The organism is Dorea sp. OM07-5, assembly GCF_003481355.1.
In the GTDB taxonomy this organism is placed as follows: Bacteria; Bacillota; Clostridia; order Lachnospirales; family Lachnospiraceae; genus Dorea_D; species Dorea_D hominis.
In genome coordinates, this window is the sequence record NZ_QUKZ01000014.1 from 16,468 (window position 1) to 33,942 (window position 17,475).

The 17,475-nt window shown below is 41.6% G+C and carries 15 protein-coding genes; 11 read left to right on the forward strand and 4 right to left on the reverse strand.

Annotated features, from left to right (window positions below):
* Positions 1-110: 110 nt before the first annotated feature.
* From DXC04_RS12135 to DXC04_RS12145, 3 genes are all read left to right on the forward strand, one after another.
* Complete coding sequence (locus DXC04_RS12135) at positions 111-878, forward strand: class I SAM-dependent DNA methyltransferase (protein WP_118520104.1); 768 nt, start codon at positions 111-113, stop codon at positions 876-878.
* An 87-nt stretch (positions 879-965) separates the two neighbouring features.
* Positions 966-1,841 (forward strand): Hsp33 family molecular chaperone HslO, encoded by an 876-nt coding sequence (hslO, locus tag DXC04_RS12140; RefSeq protein ID WP_118661129.1) that lies wholly within the window; start codon positions 966-968, stop codon positions 1,839-1,841.
* 16 nt (positions 1,842-1,857) lie between these two features.
* Entirely contained in the window at positions 1,858-3,771 is a 1,914-nt protein-coding gene (locus DXC04_RS12145) for an NAD(+) synthase (RefSeq protein WP_118661130.1), read from the forward strand.
* A 133-nt stretch (positions 3,772-3,904) separates the two neighbouring features.
* On the opposite strand, the gene DXC04_RS12150 is transcribed toward DXC04_RS12145, so the two are convergent.
* Positions 3,905-4,582 carry a S1 RNA-binding domain-containing protein gene (locus tag DXC04_RS12150; protein WP_118661131.1) on the reverse strand — a complete coding sequence of 226 codons (678 nt, stop codon included), beginning with the start codon at positions 4,580-4,582 and terminating at the stop codon, positions 3,905-3,907.
* 267 nt (positions 4,583-4,849) lie between these two features.
* Between DXC04_RS12150 and DXC04_RS12155 the strand changes: the two genes are divergently transcribed.
* Positions 4,850-6,496: a putative manganese-dependent inorganic diphosphatase gene (locus DXC04_RS12155; RefSeq protein WP_118661132.1), complete on the forward strand. Its 1,647-nt coding sequence runs from the start codon at positions 4,850-4,852 to the stop codon at positions 6,494-6,496.
* Between the two features lie 34 nt (positions 6,497-6,530).
* Positions 6,531-7,100 (forward strand): flavin reductase family protein, encoded by a 570-nt coding sequence (locus tag DXC04_RS12160; protein ID WP_118661133.1) that lies wholly within the window; start codon positions 6,531-6,533, stop codon positions 7,098-7,100.
* Between the two features lie 72 nt (positions 7,101-7,172).
* Here the strand turns inward: DXC04_RS12160 and DXC04_RS12165 are convergent, their stop codons facing one another.
* Together DXC04_RS12165 and DXC04_RS12170 are read right to left on the reverse strand one after the other, a co-directional pair.
* The gene (locus DXC04_RS12165; protein ID WP_118661134.1) at positions 7,173-8,045 is read right to left on the reverse strand and encodes a phosphoribosylaminoimidazolesuccinocarboxamide synthase; all 873 of its coding nucleotides are present in this window, start codon (positions 8,043-8,045) and stop codon (positions 7,173-7,175) included.
* Between the two features lie 150 nt (positions 8,046-8,195).
* A complete protein-coding gene (locus DXC04_RS12170) occupies positions 8,196-9,572 on the reverse strand; it encodes an MATE family efflux transporter (RefSeq protein ID WP_118288465.1) in 1,377 nt (458 codons plus the stop codon).
* Between the two features lie 361 nt (positions 9,573-9,933).
* Between DXC04_RS12170 and DXC04_RS12175 the strand changes: the two genes are divergently transcribed.
* Both DXC04_RS12175 and DXC04_RS12180 read left to right on the forward strand, forming a co-directional pair.
* Entirely contained in the window at positions 9,934-10,761 is an 828-nt protein-coding gene (locus DXC04_RS12175) for a polysaccharide deacetylase family protein (RefSeq protein ID WP_330426469.1), read from the forward strand.
* A gap of 139 nt (positions 10,762-10,900) precedes the next feature.
* Positions 10,901-12,217 carry a replication-associated recombination protein A gene (locus tag DXC04_RS12180; RefSeq protein ID WP_021861393.1) on the forward strand — a complete coding sequence of 439 codons (1,317 nt, stop codon included), beginning with the start codon at positions 10,901-10,903 and terminating at the stop codon, positions 12,215-12,217.
* Positions 12,218-12,281: 64 nt separating this feature from the next.
* Here the strand turns inward: DXC04_RS12180 and DXC04_RS12185 are convergent, their stop codons facing one another.
* Entirely contained in the window at positions 12,282-13,070 is a 789-nt protein-coding gene (locus tag DXC04_RS12185) for an ATP-binding protein (protein ID WP_118661136.1), read from the reverse strand.
* A gap of 115 nt (positions 13,071-13,185) precedes the next feature.
* Between DXC04_RS12185 and DXC04_RS12190 the strand changes: the two genes are divergently transcribed.
* The 4 genes from DXC04_RS12190 (at position 13,186) to DXC04_RS12205 (ending at position 17,338) form a co-directional block, all read left to right on the forward strand.
* Positions 13,186-13,836, forward strand: coding sequence for a Crp/Fnr family transcriptional regulator (locus DXC04_RS12190; protein ID WP_118661137.1), 651 nt, complete (start codon positions 13,186-13,188; stop codon positions 13,834-13,836).
* A gap of 68 nt (positions 13,837-13,904) precedes the next feature.
* Entirely contained in the window at positions 13,905-16,352 is a 2,448-nt protein-coding gene (locus tag DXC04_RS12195; protein WP_118661138.1) for an ATP-binding protein, read from the forward strand.
* The gene (locus tag DXC04_RS12200) at positions 16,352-16,969 is read left to right on the forward strand and encodes a response regulator transcription factor (RefSeq protein ID WP_021861389.1); all 618 of its coding nucleotides are present in this window, start codon (positions 16,352-16,354) and stop codon (positions 16,967-16,969) included. The genes DXC04_RS12195 and DXC04_RS12200 overlap by 1 nt, the downstream gene beginning before the upstream one ends.
* 75 nt (positions 16,970-17,044) lie before the next feature.
* On the forward strand, positions 17,045-17,338 hold the full coding sequence (locus DXC04_RS12205; protein ID WP_021861388.1) for a hypothetical protein: 294 nt from the start codon (positions 17,045-17,047) through the stop codon (positions 17,336-17,338).
* The last annotated feature ends 137 nt before the right edge of the window (positions 17,339-17,475 follow it).

Below are 17,475 nucleotides of genomic sequence, written 5' to 3' on the forward strand. Positions count from 1 at the left end.
TGCTCATCACAGCAGTTGTGGTGAGCATTTCTTTTGGCAGTAACTATTTGAAAAGTTTAATGCTTATGTTATAATATGGAAAGCTTGTGACAGAAGAAAGGAGCGCATCAATGAAGGCATATACGAATTTTGCAGAAGTTTATGATACATTCATGGATAATGTTCCATACGAAGAATGGGCAGAATATTTGCTGAAGGTATTAGAACAATATGGGATTAAAGACGGACTGGTACTGGAACTGGGATGTGGGACCGGAACAATGACTGAGATCCTGAATGACAGAGGATATGATATGATCGGTGTGGATAATTCCGAAGATATGTTGGAAATTGCGCTGGATAAAAGAGTAGAAAGTGGAAAAGATATCCTTTATCTGTTGCAGGATATGCGTGAGTTTGAATTATATGGAACGGTCCGCGCAGTTGTGAGTGTATGTGACAGTGTGAACTATATTACAGAGGAGAGCGAACTGGAAGAAGTTTTCCGGCTGGTAAATAATTATCTCGATCCAGGCGGAATTTTCGTGTTTGATTTTAATACAGAATACAAATATCAGAAGATCCTTGCGGATAATGTATTTGCAGAAGACCGGGATGAATGCAGTTTTATCTGGGATAATTATTATGATGAGGAAGACCGGATTAATGAATATGAACTGTCTTTATTTGTAAGAAGTGCAGAGAATCCGGAATTGTATCGTAAATATCAGGAAGTACATTACCAGAAAGCATATACACTGGAGAAGATAAAGACACTGCTTGAAAAAGCAGGACTGTCATATCTGGGCGCTTATGATGCATATACGCAGGATGCACCGCTTTATACAAGCCAGAGGATCTGTGTTGTAGCACAGGAATGTCAGAAGATGGTAAGATGATTCCATGAATGTGGAATGTCAGAGGATAATAAGAAAATCAAACGAGAAGGTAAGTTTAGAAGATAAGATTAGAAAAGGATGTTAAGTATGAAAGATTATATTGTAAGAGCAACAGCAGCAAACGGACAGGTACGTGCTTTTGCTGCAATTACGAGAGAGATAGTAGAAGAAGCCAGACAGCACCATGGAACAAGTCCGGTTGCGACAGCAGCGCTTGGACGTCTGCTGACAGCAGGTACGATGATGGGAAGTATGATGAAGAATGAGACAGACATGCTGACATTACAGGTACGCGGAGACGGACCAATCGGTGGGATTACCGTAACAGCAGACAGCAAGGGAGATGTAAAGGGATATGTTGAGAATCCGGATGTGATGCTTCCACCAAAGAATGGTAAACTGGATGTTGGCGGAGCAGTAGGTATCGGACTTTTGCAGGTTATTAAAGACATGGGACTGAAAGAACCATACTCCGGACAGACGATTCTGGTGAGCAGTGAGATCGCAGAGGATCTGACTTATTATTTTGCAAATTCGGAACAGGTACCGTCTTCAGTAGGTCTGGGAGTATTGATGGAAAAGGACAATACAGTTAAGACTGCAGGCGGATTTATTATCCAGATGATGCCATTTGCAGAGGATGCAACAATAAGCCAGATTGAAGAGAACTTAAAACTTGTGACTTCCGTGACAGAACTTCTGGACAAAGGCTATACTCCGGAACAGCTGTTAGAAGAACTGCTTGGCAATGTCGGTCTGGAAATTACGGATACGATGCCGACACGATTTTATTGTAACTGTTCCAAAGAGCGTGTGGAACAGGCTGTGGCAAGTGTAGGTAAAAAAGATATTCAGGAAATGATCAATGATGGCAAACCAATTGAAGTCAAATGTCATTTCTGTAATACCGCTTATCATTACAGTGTAGAGGAACTGAAAAATATTTTAAAGAGAAGTAAGTAAAGGCAGGCGAAAGAAAATGAAACATGGATTCGTGAAAGTTGCAGCAGCGACACCGGATATCCGGGTTGCAGATGTAGAGTATAATACAGAGCAGATCTGTCGACTGATCGATGAGACAGCAGAAGAGGAAGCAAAAGTAGTTGTATTTCCGGAATTATGTATTACCGGATATACGTGTGGAGATTTATTTACACAGGATCTGTTGCTGGAAAATGCAAAGAAAGGATTGCAGAAGATTGCGACACATACCGGTAATAAGGATGGTATATTCTTTATCGGAATGCCGTTAGCTGTAGACGGTGAGTTGTATAATGTTGCGGCAGCAGTGAACCATGGACATATTCTTGGATTTACGACGAAGACATTTCTGCCGAATTACGGTGAATTTTATGAGATGCGCCAGTTCTGCGCGGGTCCGAAGGAAGCAAGAATGATTTCTTTTGACGGTAAGATGATTCCGTTTGGACCACAGATCCTTTTTGTGGCAGAAGAGATGCAGTCGCTTGTGATTGCTGCAGAGATCTGTGAGGATGTATGGAGTACGGTTCCGCCAAGTATCCAGGCAGCAAGAGAAGGTGCCGTCCTGATCGTGAACTGCTCAGCAAGTGATGAGACGATCGGAAAGGCAACATACAGAAAGAATCTGATCGAGGGGCAGTCTGCAAGACTTTTGTGCGGTTATATTTATGCCAATGCCGGAGAAGGTGAATCTACGACAGATGTTGTGTTTGGCGGACATAATATTATCGCTGAGAACGGAACAACTCTTGCAATGGGACAACGTTTTGTAAATAATGTTATTTATACAGAGATAGATATAAAACGTCTGCTCAGTGAGAGACGGAAGAATACGACATTCCAGCTTGTGGAAGACAGAAAGCTTATGCGTGTTCCGTTTGATATGAAGATACAGGAGACAAAGCTTACGAGAGCATTTTATTCCAGACCGTTTGTGCCGGGAGAAGAGGGCGAGAGAGCCAGAAGATGTGAAGAAATCCTTACCATTCAGGCGATGGGACTTAAGAAACGCCTGGCACATACACATGCAAAGAGTGCAGTAGTAGGTATTTCCGGAGGATTGGATTCGACACTGGCACTTCTTGTGACAGCGAAGGCATTTGATGCACTTGGCATGGACAGAAGTGGAATTACAGCAGTTACAATGCCATGCTTTGGTACAACAGACAGGACTTATCAGAATGCATGTAAGATGTCGAAGAAGCTTGGAGCGACACTTAAGGAAGTACCGATCGCAGCTTCGGTAGAACAGCATTTTAAAGATATCGGACATGATCCGGAGGATCACAGTGTTACTTATGAGAATTCACAGGCACGTGAGCGTACACAGGTGTTGATGGATATTGCCAATGCGGCAGGAGGCATGGTAATAGGAACTGGAGATATGTCGGAGCTTGCTCTTGGATGGGCAACATATAATGGCGATCATATGTCCATGTATGGTGTCAACGCTTCCGTTCCAAAGACGTTAGTTCGTCATCTGGTTCATTATTATGCAGATACCTGTGAGGATCAGGAACTTAAAGAGATTCTGTATGATGTATTAGACACACCGGTAAGCCCGGAACTTCTGCCACCAAAAGACGGCGAGATTTCACAGAAAACAGAAGACCTGGTAGGTCCTTACGAACTGCATGATTTCTATCTTTATTATATGCTCCGGTTCGGATACGAACCGTCAAAAATCTACAGGATCGCCAAAGAAGCCTTTGCAGGAGAGTATGATAATGAGACGATTTATAAATGGCTTCGTACCTTCTGCTGGAGATTCTTTGCACAGCAGTTCAAGCGTTCTTGCCTGCCAGACGGACCGAAAGTTGGTACGGTTGCATTATCACCGAGAGGTGACTGGAGAATGCCAAGTGATGCGTGCGTAGCCGGATGGCTTAAAAATCTCGATGAGATGGAATAAACACATAGAGAAATATAATAAAAAAGGTTTCATTCACGGTTGTGAGCGAAACCTTTTTTGTACCTTATATAATGAGTCAGTCTATTCGATTGTAATAGGAAACTGAATTTCATTAAAGAGCGTGGAGATGAGATTATAACTGGATATTCTTGAAGAGATCCCCAAGGCTTGTTCCAATCTCTTCCGCCTTTGGAATCTCGACCTTTTCAACCGGCTCTTCTTCAACTTCTTCCAGCGCTTTCATGCTGAGACTGATCTTACCATCTTTGATACCGATTACTTTGACCTGAACTTCATCCCCGACATTCAGGACATCTTTTGGAGATTTGATATGTTTCTGACTGATCTGGGAAATGTGAACCAGTCCGGAAAGACCGTCCTCAAGCTGGATAAATGCACCGTAAGTTTGTAAACTGTCTACGGTACCAGTCATAACAGTGCCAACCTGCAGATTTGAAATCTTTTCTTCTTTTGCTTTGCGTTCTTTTTCTTTCAGAAGTTCGCGGGCAGAGAGGACTAATTTATTTTCAGCCTGGTCAACGTCAATGACTTGGACTTCAATATCTTTCAGAAGATAAGATTCCAGATCGTCAATGTAAGATAAAGATAATCTGGAAGCCGGAATGAATCCGCGCAGTCCTTCTACCATAGCAATTGCTCCACCGTTGACGATCCCCTCAATTTTAACAGGTAGTATAGTTTTCTTCTCGAGATATCTTTTTACGACATTCCAAGGATTGGCATCGTCAAAATGATCTTCCAGATCTGCCATTGTTAAGTTGTTGTCTTCTTTCATTAATTCTTCACTCATAGTTTTTTTGTTCCTTCCTGACATGATTTTGATAAACGTTTTTTCTATATGGCGATAGAAACTGTATACAGTATAACATAAAAATGACCGTTGTTTCAAAAAATGTGCAAGGATTTTGCGCCTGTATGCAAGAAATAGTTGACGAAACGAAAAAAAAATGGCAATCTAACTAGTGAACTTATGAAAAATATATGATATAAAAAGAAGCAAGGAATGCGCTAAAAATATCATAAAATATAATATTAACGAAAGTTTGGAGAGAGATAGATGGGAAAAAAGACTGGAAAAGTGTATGTGGTCGGACATAAGAATCCGGATACCGATTCCATTTGTTCCGCAATTGCATATGCAGAGTTGAAAAAGAAACTGACAGGGGATGAGTATGTTGCAAAACGTGCAGGTCAGGTGAACGAAGAAACACAGTATATATTGTCTAAATTTAATGTGAAAGCGCCGGATCTTTTGAAAAATGTCAAGTTACAGGCGAAAGATCTTGATATTCATAAGATTGAAGGGGTTGCACCGAATGTTTCAATCAAAGATACATGGGCAAAGATGAAAGAAAATAATATCAAGACGGTTCCAGTATTGAAGGAAGACGAACTGGTAGGAGTGATCTCTACCGGAGATATTGCGACATCTTATATGGATGTTTATGACAGTAACATTTTGGCAAGAGCAAGGACGCAGTATAGGAATATTATCCGTACATTGGATGGTACATTACTTACGGGAAATGAACATGGACATTTTACCAAAGGAAAAGTAACGATCGGAGCATCGGATCCGAATTTGATGAAGGAGTTTATCGAACGGGATGATCTGGTAATCCTTGGAAACCGTGATGAAGCACAGGAGTGTGCGATCAATATTGATGCGAGCTGTATTGTTGTATGCCAGAATGCGAAAGTTTCTTCGGAGATGATCCGCAGAGCAGAAGAACAGAGTATTGTGATTATCAGTACACCGCATGATACATTTACAACAGCCCGTCTGATCAATCAGAGTATACCGGTGAAGTTTTTTATGAGTAAAGGACCTCTGGTTGCATTTCATATGAATGATTATGTAGATGAGATTAAGGAAGTTATGACGAAGACAAAATTCCGTGATTTTCCGATCCTTGACAGACATGGCAGATTCCGTGGATTCATTTCCAGACGTCGTTTTATGGATGCAAGCAAGAAGAAAGTGATCCTTGTAGATCACAATGAGAAGTCACAGGCTGTAGATGGGCTGGAAGAAGCAGAGATTGTAGAGATCATTGACCATCACAGACTGGGCAATATTGAGACAACAGGACCGGTATTTTTCCGGAATCAGCCGGTAGGCTGTACGGCGACGATCGTTTATCAGATGTACAGAGAGGAAGAAATCTCCATTTCACCGAAGATTGCAGGTCTTCTCTGTTCAGCGATTATTTCCGATACATTGCTGTTCCGTTCGCCGACCTGCACATCCATAGATGAGAAAGCGGCAGCGAAGCTTGCAAAGATCGCCGGAGTCGATATGGAAGAGCTTGCGAAAGAAATGTTTAATGCAGGTAGCAGCATGAAAGGCAAGACGCCGGAAGAGATTTGCTTCCAGGATTTCAAACAGTTTACGGTAAATGACGTCGTATTTGGTGTCGGACAGATCAATTCCATGAGCGGAGAAGAACTTAGGGAGATCAAAGAAGTGCTGGAACCGCATCTGGAACAGGTGCTGGAGAAGCAGAATCTCCATATGATCTACTATATGCTGACAGATATTTTGAATGAGTCAACAGAATTACTCTGTTGTGGAGCAAATGCAAAAGCACATATTGCAGCAGCATTTGATCTGCCGGAGGATACACAGGATATTATCCTTCCGGGAGTTGTTTCCAGAAAGAAACAGCTGATCCCGGCACTGGTGGAGACATTACAACAATAAGATATATAAAAAGGATCTGATACAGGAGGAGAAGATGGCAAAACAGATATGGAAACCGGGCAATATGGTTTACCCGCTTCCGGCAGTTATGGTTAGTACAGCAGATAAGAGCGGAGAAGACAATATTATTACCGTTGCATGGACGGGAACGATCTGTACGAATCCGGCTATGCTCTATATATCCGTGCGTCCGGAGCGCTATTCTTATCATATGATTAAAGAAAGCGGAGAATTTGTTGTAAATCTGACGACGGAGGCACTGGCAAGGGCAACCGACTGGTGTGGTGTTCGTTCCGGCAGGGATGTAGATAAATGGAAAGAGATGGGACTTACCCGTGGCAAAAGCGAGACATTACAATATTCACCGTGTATCAAAGAAAGCCCGGTGAATATTGAGTGCAAGGTGGATCAGATACTGGAACTCGGTTCACATCACATGTTCACGGCGAAAGTACAGGCTGTTCAGGTAGATGACAGATATATGCAGGAGAATGGAAAATTTGATCTTGCCTCCAGCAGACTGCTGACATATTCCCATGGAGAGTATTATTCGCTGGGAAAGAAGCTTGGAACATTTGGCTATAGTGTGAAGAAGAAAAAATAGAATAAAATAATATAATATAATAAAAACAGATCCTTCTATCAGAGGGATCTGTTTTTATGAATGCTTCTAAAATTAAGCAAGGTCTTCACCTGTGAGCATCTTGTATGCCTGCAGATATTTCTCGATCGTCTTGTCAACGATCTCCTGAGGGAGTGTCCAGTCGTTGTCCGGATTTGCTTTCAGCCAGTCACGGGCAAACTGTTTGTCGAAGGACGGCTGTCCATGTCCCGGCTCATAACCGTCTGCAGGCCAGAAGCGGGAGCTGTCCGGTGTGAGCATCTCATCACCGATAACAAGGTTACCATTCTCGTCAAGACCAAATTCAAATTTGGTATCTGCAATGATGATTCCTTTACTTAATGCATATTCTGCACATTTTTTATATAACGCGATAGTGCTGTCACGAAGCAGTTCGGCATATTCACGACCTTTTCCAGGGAAATATTTTTCCAGGTGATCAATACTCTGTTCAAAAGAAATATTCTCGTCGTGATCACCGATTTCAGCCTTGGTAGACGGAGTGTAGATTGGTTCCGGCAGTTTGTCGGATTCTTTTAATCCTTCCGGCAGCTTGATTCCGCAAACAGTTCCATTCTCCTGATAGCTTGCCCAGCCACTTCCTGTGATATATCCGCGGACGATACATTCAATCGGAAGCATGTGGAGCTTCTTGCACATCATGGATTTACCGGCATATTTTTCATTCTGAAAAAATTCCGGCATATCATTTACGTCAACTGAGATCATGTGGTTTGGAAGAATATCTTCTGTCATATCAAACCAGAATTTGGACATCTGTGTGAGAACAGATCCTTTCTTTGTAACCTCATTGTGTAAAATCACATCGAAACAACTGATGCGGTCTGTAGCAACCATGATCAGACTGTCTCCATTGTCATAAATCTCACGTACTTTACCTTCTTTGATTGGCTTTAATTCCTGCATTGTTTACACCTCGTTATTGAATTTTTTGAAAAATATCACAGTAACCGTATCACTCTTTGTAGTATAATGTCAAGTTATTTGATAATGAACTGTAAGAAAAACAATTCATGCACAAAAGTATCCGTATAAGGAAAAAAGAAAGCACCTCTTTTAAAGAGGTGCGATTTTCAGACGGTAAATTCTTTTTAACAGAATCGTTGACGTGATAAGTGAGACAATCTCAGCGATAGGAATTGCCCACCAGACAGCATGCAGTCCAAACAGGATTGCGAAAATATAAGCAATCGGTAGAATCGCAAAAAGCTGTCTTGCCAGAGAAACGATCAGGCTGTAGACCCCATTTCCCAAAGCCTGGAATACAGAACCGACAATGATGTTATATCCGGCGAACAGGAAACTTAAGCTGATGATCCGAAGTGCCGGTACGCCGATAGCAAGCATCTGGTCTGATGCATCAAACAGTGTGAACAGGAAGAAACGAGGACAGGTCTGGAATAATACAAGACCGATCATCATAATCGTCACTGCAATCGCGACACTGAATTTAGCTGTCTGTATAATACGGTGTTTATTTCTGGAACCATAATTATAAGCAACGATCGGAATCATACCATTGTTCAATCCAAATACCGGCATGAAGATAAAGCTCTGTAATTTAAAGTAGACACCAAATACAGCAGTTGCAGTTGAAGAGAACATTAGCAGGATTTTATTCATACCGAATGTCATGACGGAAGTGATTGCCTGCATGATGATCGATGGAACACCTACTTTGTAAATAGTGGCGATCGTGCGTCCGTGAGGGCGAAAACCTTTCATATTAATATCAATTTCATGATTTTTCGTATGATTAAAAAATGCTGCTAAAATAACACCGACAATCTGTCCGGTAATGGTGGCAAGTGCAGCTCCGGCAACTTCCAGTCGTGGAAATCCGAACAGACCGAAGATCATAATCGGATCAAGAATAATATTGATGATCGCTCCGGTTCCCTGTGTGATCATGTTGTAAATTGTTTTTCCGGTAGACTGCAGAAGACGTTCGAAGGTAATCTGCATGAAAATTCCGAAAGAACAGATTGTGATAATGCTTAAATATTCTGTACCGTAAGCAACGATCTCAGGATTCTTTGTCTGGACAGAAAAGAAAAAATGAGAACCGATGCCGCCGATAATTGCAAATATGATAAAACTTAAAACAGCAAGGAAAATACCATTTTTTGCAGCACGATTGGCACCTTTATAATCTTTTTCACCAAGATTACGGGACAAAAGTGCGTTGATACCAACGCCGGTTCCAGACGCGACAGCGATCATCAGCGTCTGGATCGGGAAAGCGAGTGATACGGCAGTCAGTGCGTCTTCACTTAGTTTGGCTACGAACATGCTGTCTACAATATTATACAATGCCTGGACGAGCATGGATAACATCATCGGCAGTGACATTGAGATAAGCAATTTTGGAACCGGCATGGTTCCCATTTTATTTTCATGGACAGGTGTTGTTTTTTGTTTTGTTTGTACCATAAAAATCCTCCTTTAGAATAAAAACATGTAAATGCACACGTAAATTTAATTATAGCATTTGCAGATGGAATTAACAATACATAATATGATAACATACTTTTTCTTTGTCTCTGATATGAGCATAAAAGTGGAGCGTAAGTTTGTATGATATGTGAATACGGGACAGAATTGCGGGAGTATGAAGTACAGTACATTCGTATGGCATCTTTTGATTCGGACATCATAGTAGAAAACAGCACGATACAACATAATACGAAGTAATACATACAGGGTATTGCAGTGGGAACATAGGTTGTCAAGCATTAAATCTGCCGCATAGGATTTTGGGCAGATACATATATTTTTACAAAGTGCAAATCAAATGGTATGGAAGAACATGAAGAAAAGAGAGAAGAAAGAAATCAAAGTGATGTGTGCTTTGTTGTATATGATGGGACTTTGTCTGGCACTTGGAATTTCTCTGCGTCCGGTGGCGAAAGAAGCACATCCGGAAGACAGACTCATACAAAACAGTGATAAATCTGTTCCGGCAGACGGGAAGATGCAGGCCGGCAAAAAATCAGTTTCGGTAGATGGAAAGTTACAGTTGGAAGATGGACAGCAGATGAGTGATTATGTAAGAAAAGATAACGAAGCGAAGAAAGTGGCAATTACATTTGACGATGGACCAAGTGGAAAATACACAAAAAAACTGCTGGATGGTCTGAAAAAGAGGAAAGTTAAGGCAACATTTTTCCTGATTGGGGAAAATGTGAAGCGCTATCCGGAAATTGTAAAGCGGATGAAAAAAGAAGGACATCTGATCGGGAATCATACCTATCATCATGTCGAGCTGACATCACTGCCGGAAGATAAGGCAAGGCAGGAAGTAGAGCAGACAGATCAGACGATCAGTAAGATCACAGGTGAACATGTGGCTTATATGCGACCACCGTTTGGGGCATGGAAGAAAGAGATGGAGACGGAACTGGAAGTGATGCCGGTGCTATGGACAGTAGATCCACTCGACTGGACGACGAAAAATGTGGATGAAATTGTGCGGAAAGTAGTGACGCAGACAAAGGAAAATGATATTATCTTATTGCATGACTGCTATGATTCCTCTGTGAAAGCTGCATTTCGGATTATTGATCAGCTCAGGGACAGAGGATTTGCTTTTGTAACGGCAGAAGAACTGATTATTGATTAATCAACGGAAAAGCTTTTAACTGTATAGAAAGCAGAAAGTACAAAAAGTTAATCCGTACAGGAAGTAGAAAGTATAAATAGGAAATGTTAATCTGTACAGGATGTATAGATAGAAACATAAGATAGAGAGGCGATAAAGAATGGACTTATTTGATTATGTCAGAGAGAAAAATATGGATAAGGAAGCACCGCTCGCATCCAGACTCAGACCAACGACGTTGGAAGAAGTTGTCGGGCAGGAGCATATTATAGGAAAAGACAAACTTCTATACCGGGCGATCAAGGCGGATAAATTAAGTTCCGTCATTTTTTATGGACCGCCGGGAACCGGTAAGACAACACTGGCAAAAGTCATTGCCAATACGACAAGTGCAGAATTTACGCAGATCAATGCAACCGTTGCTGGTAAGAAAGATATGGAAACAGTGGTGCAGAAGGCAAAAGAACTGCTGGGAATGTATCAGAAGAAGACGATCCTTTTCGTAGATGAGATCCACCGTTTTAATAAGGGGCAGCAGGATTATTTGCTCCCGTTTGTGGAAGACGGTACGATCATCCTGGTCGGTGCGACAACGGAGAATCCATACTTTGAAGTAAATGGTGCGCTGATCTCCCGCTCCAGTATTTTCGAACTGAAACCGCTGAAAAAAGAAGACATTAAGAAATTATTGCAGAGAGCAGTCTATGATGTGGAAAAAGGAATGGGCAGCTACCGCGCAGAGATTGATGAAGATGCGCTGGATTTCCTTGCTGATATAGCCGGAGGGGATGCAAGAAGTGCACTTAATGCGATAGAACTTGGTATTCTGACCACCGAACGAAGTGAAGAAGACGGGAAAATACACATTACACTGGATGTGGCATCCGAGTGTATCCAGAAACGAGTCGTGCAATATGATAAGACGGGAGATAATCATTATGATACAATCTCGGCGTTCATTAAGAGTATGAGAGGATCTGATCCAGATGCGGCAGTCTATTATCTGGCGAAGATGTTATATGCCGGAGAGGACATCAAATTTATCGCAAGACGAATTATGATCTGCGCATCAGAAGATGTCGGAAATGCAGATCCGATGGCTCTGACCGTAGCCGTGTCTGCCGCACAGGCAGTAGAACGGATCGGTATGCCGGAAGCACAGATTATTTTATCACAGGCGGTTTTATATGTAGCTACTGCTCCAAAGAGCAATTCCGCATGCAATGCGGTATTTGCAGCAATGGATAATGTGAAACAGAAGAAGACAACAGTTCCTTCTTATTTACAGGATGCGCATTACAAGGGCTCTGTAAATTTAGGACATGGCGTTGGTTACAAATATGCACACGATTATCCGAAACATTATGTGAAACAGCAGTATCTGCCGGATGAGATTAAAGATGAGAAATTTTATGTGCCAAGTGATAATGGACATGAAAAAGACATACAGGCGTGGATGAAATATATTCGCGAATAAATTTGGGACGGGGATTTTCTGGAAAATCCCCGTCCCAAATTAAAATCCCCCTGTCCCTTTTTAATTATTCCTGTAAAGAACCGTCAATATTTACAGTGACAACCTGCCAGGGAATGAATTTCCCGCTTGCTTTTAAAGCTTCTTTTGCGGCATACTCCAGACCGCCGCAACAAGGCACTTCCATGCGGACAATGGTAACGCTCTTGATGTCGTTTCCGGCAATGATCGAGGTCAGTTTTTCAGTGTAATCGACAGCATCCAGCTTCGGACATCCGATGAGAGTAATGCGGTTGCGGATGAAACGGTTGTGGAAATCAGCGTAAGCGTATGCAGTGCAGTCGGCTGCGATCAGCAGGTTTGCACCGTCAAAATAAGGAGCATTGATCGGAGCAAGCTTGATCTGTACAGGCCACTGGCTGAGCTGGCTTACCGGAGCCGTTCCATTATCAGCAGAGGTAGCTGATTCTTCATTACGGTGCATGATGGAGCGGATGCGCTGTCCCGGACAGCCTGTGAAAGCAGGTGTTTTCTCTTCGTGAGAAGATTTTCCGGCAGGAGTGTCATGTTTATGTGCTTCTTTTGCATCCAAGTGTCTTTTAAGCGCGTCGCCGCCTTTTTTCTTCAAATGTTCTTTCACAGCATCATCGTCGTATGCTGCCGCTTCTCTTTCTATAAAATGGATGGCATCGGTTGGACAGGCAGGAAGGCAATCGCCCAGTCCGTCACAATAATCGTCACGAATCAGCCGTGCTTTCCCATCGATCATCTGGATTGCACCTTCATGGCATGCGTTTGCACAGGCACCGCATCCGTTACATTTTTCTTCGTCTATTTGAATAATTTTTCTGATCATGTGAAATTCTCCTTTTCATATAATAAAAATTAAATGGTTTACTTGTTTTGTCTTGCTTAGTCTACTACAATAAAAATAAAAAAGATGTTGTATTTCCAACAAAAGGAGATTTTTTATGAAAATAAATGAAATTCCATTATTTGGAGGAATCCGGGAGGAAAATTTGACAGAAATGTTAAAATGTCTGGATGGAAGAGAAAAAAGTTACAGAAAAGGAGAGATGATCCTTACGGAAGAAGAATCATCTGCAGGTGCGGGATTAGTATTGGAAGGGATGGTGCAGGTTGCCGAAGAGGATGTGTTTGGCAACCGTAATATTCTGGAGCATGTAAAAACGGGACAGTTATACGGGGCTGCATTTTCCTGTGCGGGAATTAAGAAGAGTCCGGTCAGTGTAATGGCGGTGACAGATTGCAGAATACTTCTTATTAATATGAATAAAGTGATCGAGACATGTCCGATGTCGTGTACATTTCACCAGCGGCTCATCAGCAACCTTGTCCGGATCATGGCAATAAAAAATGTTGCATTGAATGAAAAAATCAGCCATCTTTCCAGACGGAGTACAAAAGAAAAACTGTTATCGTATCTTTCAGATTGTGCAAAGAAGGCACAGAGTATGCATTTTACGATTCTTTTCGACAGACAGGAACTTGCCGATTATCTCTGCGTGGAGAGAAGTGCCATGTCTGCGGAACTTGGTAAATTAAAAAAAACAGGCATACTGGACTGCCGGAAGAATGAATTCTGGTTAAAAGAAATGTGACCGGAAGACACTATGATTTCAGAGGGAGTATTTTATACTGAAAACAGAACAAATTGGAGGATTGTCGCATGAAGGAACGAAAAGACAAGAAAATGCAGCATATTTTGGAATCACTGTTTTTAGATACAGCGCTTCCGTTTCGTGTAAGGCTGTTTAATATACTGGCGATCGTGGGAGTACTGATCAGTGTGATGAATGGTATTTTTTCTTATATGAACAGTGGAAATCCGGTGTTGTTATTTACCAATGGGGTGACAGCGGTCTTATCTTTTTCACTTTTATATTATGCATATAAAAGCCGAAATTATCAGTTCTGTTATTTTATAACAATTATAGCGATCTTCATGATCCTGTTTCCAATTCTGTTTTTTAAAGGCGGCGGTTATAAAAGTGGCATGCCATGTTTTTATGTCTTTGGAATTATATTTACTGTATTTATGCTGGAGCGTTTGCAGATGATCTGCTGTGTATTGATTGAACTGATAATCTATATTGCAACAATAGGAATTGCCTATGCATACCCGCAGACGGTTATCTGGTTTCTGTCGGAGAAAGAGATCGTTATTGATACCATCGTAGGCGTTGCAGTATCGAGTCTTGCTATCGGTACAGTTACTTACCTGCATTTCCGTCTGTATAACAGGCAGCAGATCTATCTGACAGAAGCGAGAGAAGAAGCTATGAAAGCAAATCAGGCGAAAAGTGTTTTCCTTGCAAATATGAGTCATGAAATACGGACACCGATCAATGTGATGCTTGGAATGAATGAAATGATACTCAGGGAATGTGATTCGGAGGATATCAGGCAATACGCACAGGGAATTGAAAAATCCGGAAATTATCTGTTATCATTGATCAATAACGTGCTGGATATTTCCAAAATTGAATCCGGAAAAGTAAAGATTACAAAAGAACCATTTTCTATTTCGGCACTTGTACAGGAAATCTGGCTGTTAGGATCCGGACAGGCGGAAAATAAAAATCTGGAGTTTCAGGTGAGAATAGATGAAACACTGCCGGAATATATAAACGGGGATGCTTTACATATGAAACAGATTATGCTGAATCTGATCAGTAATGCTGTGAAATACACGGAGAACGGTTCTATCGTATTCCAGGTGGAAAGATGTGGCGAAAAGATCCGTTTTTCTGTGAAAGATACCGGATATGGCATAGAGAAAGAAGCAATGAATACGTTATTTGATGCATTTACCAGAGTGGATGTGAAAAAATACAGAAATATTGAAGGAAGCGGTCTGGGGCTGGCAATTGTCAGAGAACTCTGCCGGGAGATGGATGGAAAGGTTGAAGTACAAAGTGAAGTCGGGACAGGGAGCAGATTTACGGTAACATTTCCTCTGGAAGAGGCAGGAAAACAAAAATCCGGAGAATGGCATCCAAGGAAAGAAATAGAAGAAAAGCATGCGGGCACTTTTGTTGCACCGGATGCAAAGGTTCTTATTGTGGATGACAGGGAAGAGAACCTGCGAGTGATCTGTTCACTGTTAAAACATACCAAGATCCGCACAGATACAGCAGTGAGTGGCTCGGAATGTATCGAGAAAGTCAGAAAAGGAAATTATCATATGATATTTCTTGATTATATGATGCCGGAAATGGATGGGCTGGAAACATTTCGGCGTATGAAGGAGATGGAAATCCGTGTTCCGGTGATCGCACTGACGGCAGATGTTACAAGTGGAATCCAGCAGATATTTGAAAAAGAAGGATTTGCCGCTTATTTATCAAAACCGATTCGCTGGGAGAGAATGGAAGAGCTGCTTCTGGCTTATCTGCCGGATATACTGGTTACAAAAAGCAGCCGAAAAGAATGGAAAATATCAGGAAAAGATTACAACCGGCTGAAAGCACAGCTGCAAGTCTGTGAGATCCAGATGGAAAAAGGACTACATTTACTGGATGGAAATATATATCAATATGCAAAATTGATAGAATTTTTTACAGATTATTATGAACCGAATCGCAGGCAGATGGAGAAAATGGAAAAAGCACTGAAATATGCAGATACAGAAAAGAAAAGGACTGAGATCCTGATGGCACTGACCGGTGAAATGCATACATTGAAAAGCAATGCAAAAGCAATTGGCGCAGGAGAACTCTCAGAGCTGGCACAGGCGATGGAAGTGCATGGCAAAGAAATGGATGCGGATTATTTCAAATATGCAATGCCGCTTCTTTATCTGGAATGGGAGAGAACGGTAAAAGGAGCCAGACAGTTCCGGAAAGAAATAGTGCAGCTCATACCGCAGAGAGAAAACGAAGAAGCAGAAAGTACCATAGCAGATATAAATCTGAAAGAAACCTATGAAAAAGCATTACGGGAAGCATTGATGCGTTATCAGGGGAAGGAAGCTTCCACCTGGAATCAAAAGCTGCTGGACACAGAAAATGATCCGGAGAGAAGAAAGCTGTTGGAACAGATCGGACAGAAAATCCGCGAGCTGGATTTTGAAGAAGCAGAGAGTATTTTCAGAAAGTGGAAGGAGGAACACTGATGGAGAAAAAACATGTATTGGTCGTGGATGACGATCTGATTTTATTAAAGACAGCAGAAGAGATTCTGTCAGAATTTTACAGTGTCAGTGTAGCCAAAGCCGGGAGCCAGGCGATTGCACTTCTGGAAAAAGGCGTGATCCCGGATCTGATCCTTCTGGATATTGCTATGCCTGGAATGGATGGATATGAGACACTAAATGAGATGAAGAAGATTCCGGCGGCAGGCAGTGTGCCGATTATTTTCCTGACCGGATTTTCCGATGCAGATTATGAAGTGCGCGGATTAAAATCCGGCGCGGTAGATTATATTGTGAAACCATTTGTGAAAGAAGTACTGCTTGCAAGAGTGGAACGCCATTTACAATATGAAGAAGGACGGGCCAGAGAAGAACGAACGGAAGAAATAAAGGAGAATGAAACGTATAAAAAGATGCAGGAAGTGTTAAGCCCAATCGAGTGGAAGATTGCGCAGGCAATTGCAAAAGGGATGGACAACCGGGAGATTGCGGCGGAATATCATTATTCTTATGGTTATGTGAAAAATGTAATTACCCGTATATTTTCAAAACTTGAGGTGGAGAAAAGAAGAGATCTGCGGAAAATGTTTGAAGGATAGGGGATGTTCGGTTGTGTTTTACATAGAAAAAGGCTATAATAGAGGAAATATATAACCACGCAGGAGGAATGCAAAATGAAAATTTTTGACACAGTAAACAAAGCAGAAGTAGAAGTAAATGGAACAGACGGACTGGTTCAGCTTATGAAAGACGGCCGTCAGGTAGATCTTTATCTGAAAGAGAAGAAATCTGATGAAGACGGATACATGAGCTGGGATGTAGAACACTGGTCAAGTGTAGATGGTAAAAGATTTATCCGCTGCTATTCATTAGAGGGACGTGTATTAAGTGAGTCTACAGGACATAATATCTATGATCTGGCAAATGATTTCAAACCGGAAGAGGCTGCAAAAGTAGAACTGAGCTAGACTGTTTTAAAGCGTTTGAAAAGAATCTAAAAAAATAATAAATACTGTTGACAAACAGAAAAAGGAGTGCTACATTAATAGTCGAAAGATGTTAGCACTCCTTTCTAATGAGTGCTAACAAAGAAAAATCCGAAAGG

Coding starts and splice junctions, on each gene's coding strand:
- DXC04_RS12135 (WP_118520104.1), top strand. CDS start 111: ATGAAGGCATATACGAATTTTGCAGAAGTTTATGATACATTCATGGAT.
- hslO (WP_118661129.1), top strand. CDS start 966: ATGAAAGATTATATTGTAAGAGCAACAGCAGCAAACGGACAGGTACGT.
- DXC04_RS12145 (WP_118661130.1), top strand. CDS start 1,858: ATGAAACATGGATTCGTGAAAGTTGCAGCAGCGACACCGGATATCCGG.
- DXC04_RS12150 (WP_118661131.1), bottom strand. CDS start 4,582: ATGAGTGAAGAATTAATGAAAGAAGACAACAACTTAACAATGGCAGAT.
- DXC04_RS12155 (WP_118661132.1), top strand. CDS start 4,850: ATGGGAAAAAAGACTGGAAAAGTGTATGTGGTCGGACATAAGAATCCG.
- DXC04_RS12160 (WP_118661133.1), top strand. CDS start 6,531: ATGGCAAAACAGATATGGAAACCGGGCAATATGGTTTACCCGCTTCCG.
- DXC04_RS12165 (WP_118661134.1), bottom strand. CDS start 8,045: ATGCAGGAATTAAAGCCAATCAAAGAAGGTAAAGTACGTGAGATTTAT.
- DXC04_RS12170 (WP_118288465.1), bottom strand. CDS start 9,572: ATGGTACAAACAAAACAAAAAACAACACCTGTCCATGAAAATAAAATG.
- DXC04_RS12175 (WP_330426469.1), top strand. CDS start 9,934: ATGGTATGGAAGAACATGAAGAAAAGAGAGAAGAAAGAAATCAAAGTG.
- DXC04_RS12180 (WP_021861393.1), top strand. CDS start 10,901: ATGGACTTATTTGATTATGTCAGAGAGAAAAATATGGATAAGGAAGCA.
- DXC04_RS12185 (WP_118661136.1), bottom strand. CDS start 13,070: ATGATCAGAAAAATTATTCAAATAGACGAAGAAAAATGTAACGGATGC.
- DXC04_RS12190 (WP_118661137.1), top strand. CDS start 13,186: ATGAAAATAAATGAAATTCCATTATTTGGAGGAATCCGGGAGGAAAAT.
- DXC04_RS12195 (WP_118661138.1), top strand. CDS start 13,905: ATGAAGGAACGAAAAGACAAGAAAATGCAGCATATTTTGGAATCACTG.
- DXC04_RS12200 (WP_021861389.1), top strand. CDS start 16,352: ATGGAGAAAAAACATGTATTGGTCGTGGATGACGATCTGATTTTATTA.
- DXC04_RS12205 (WP_021861388.1), top strand. CDS start 17,045: ATGAAAATTTTTGACACAGTAAACAAAGCAGAAGTAGAAGTAAATGGA.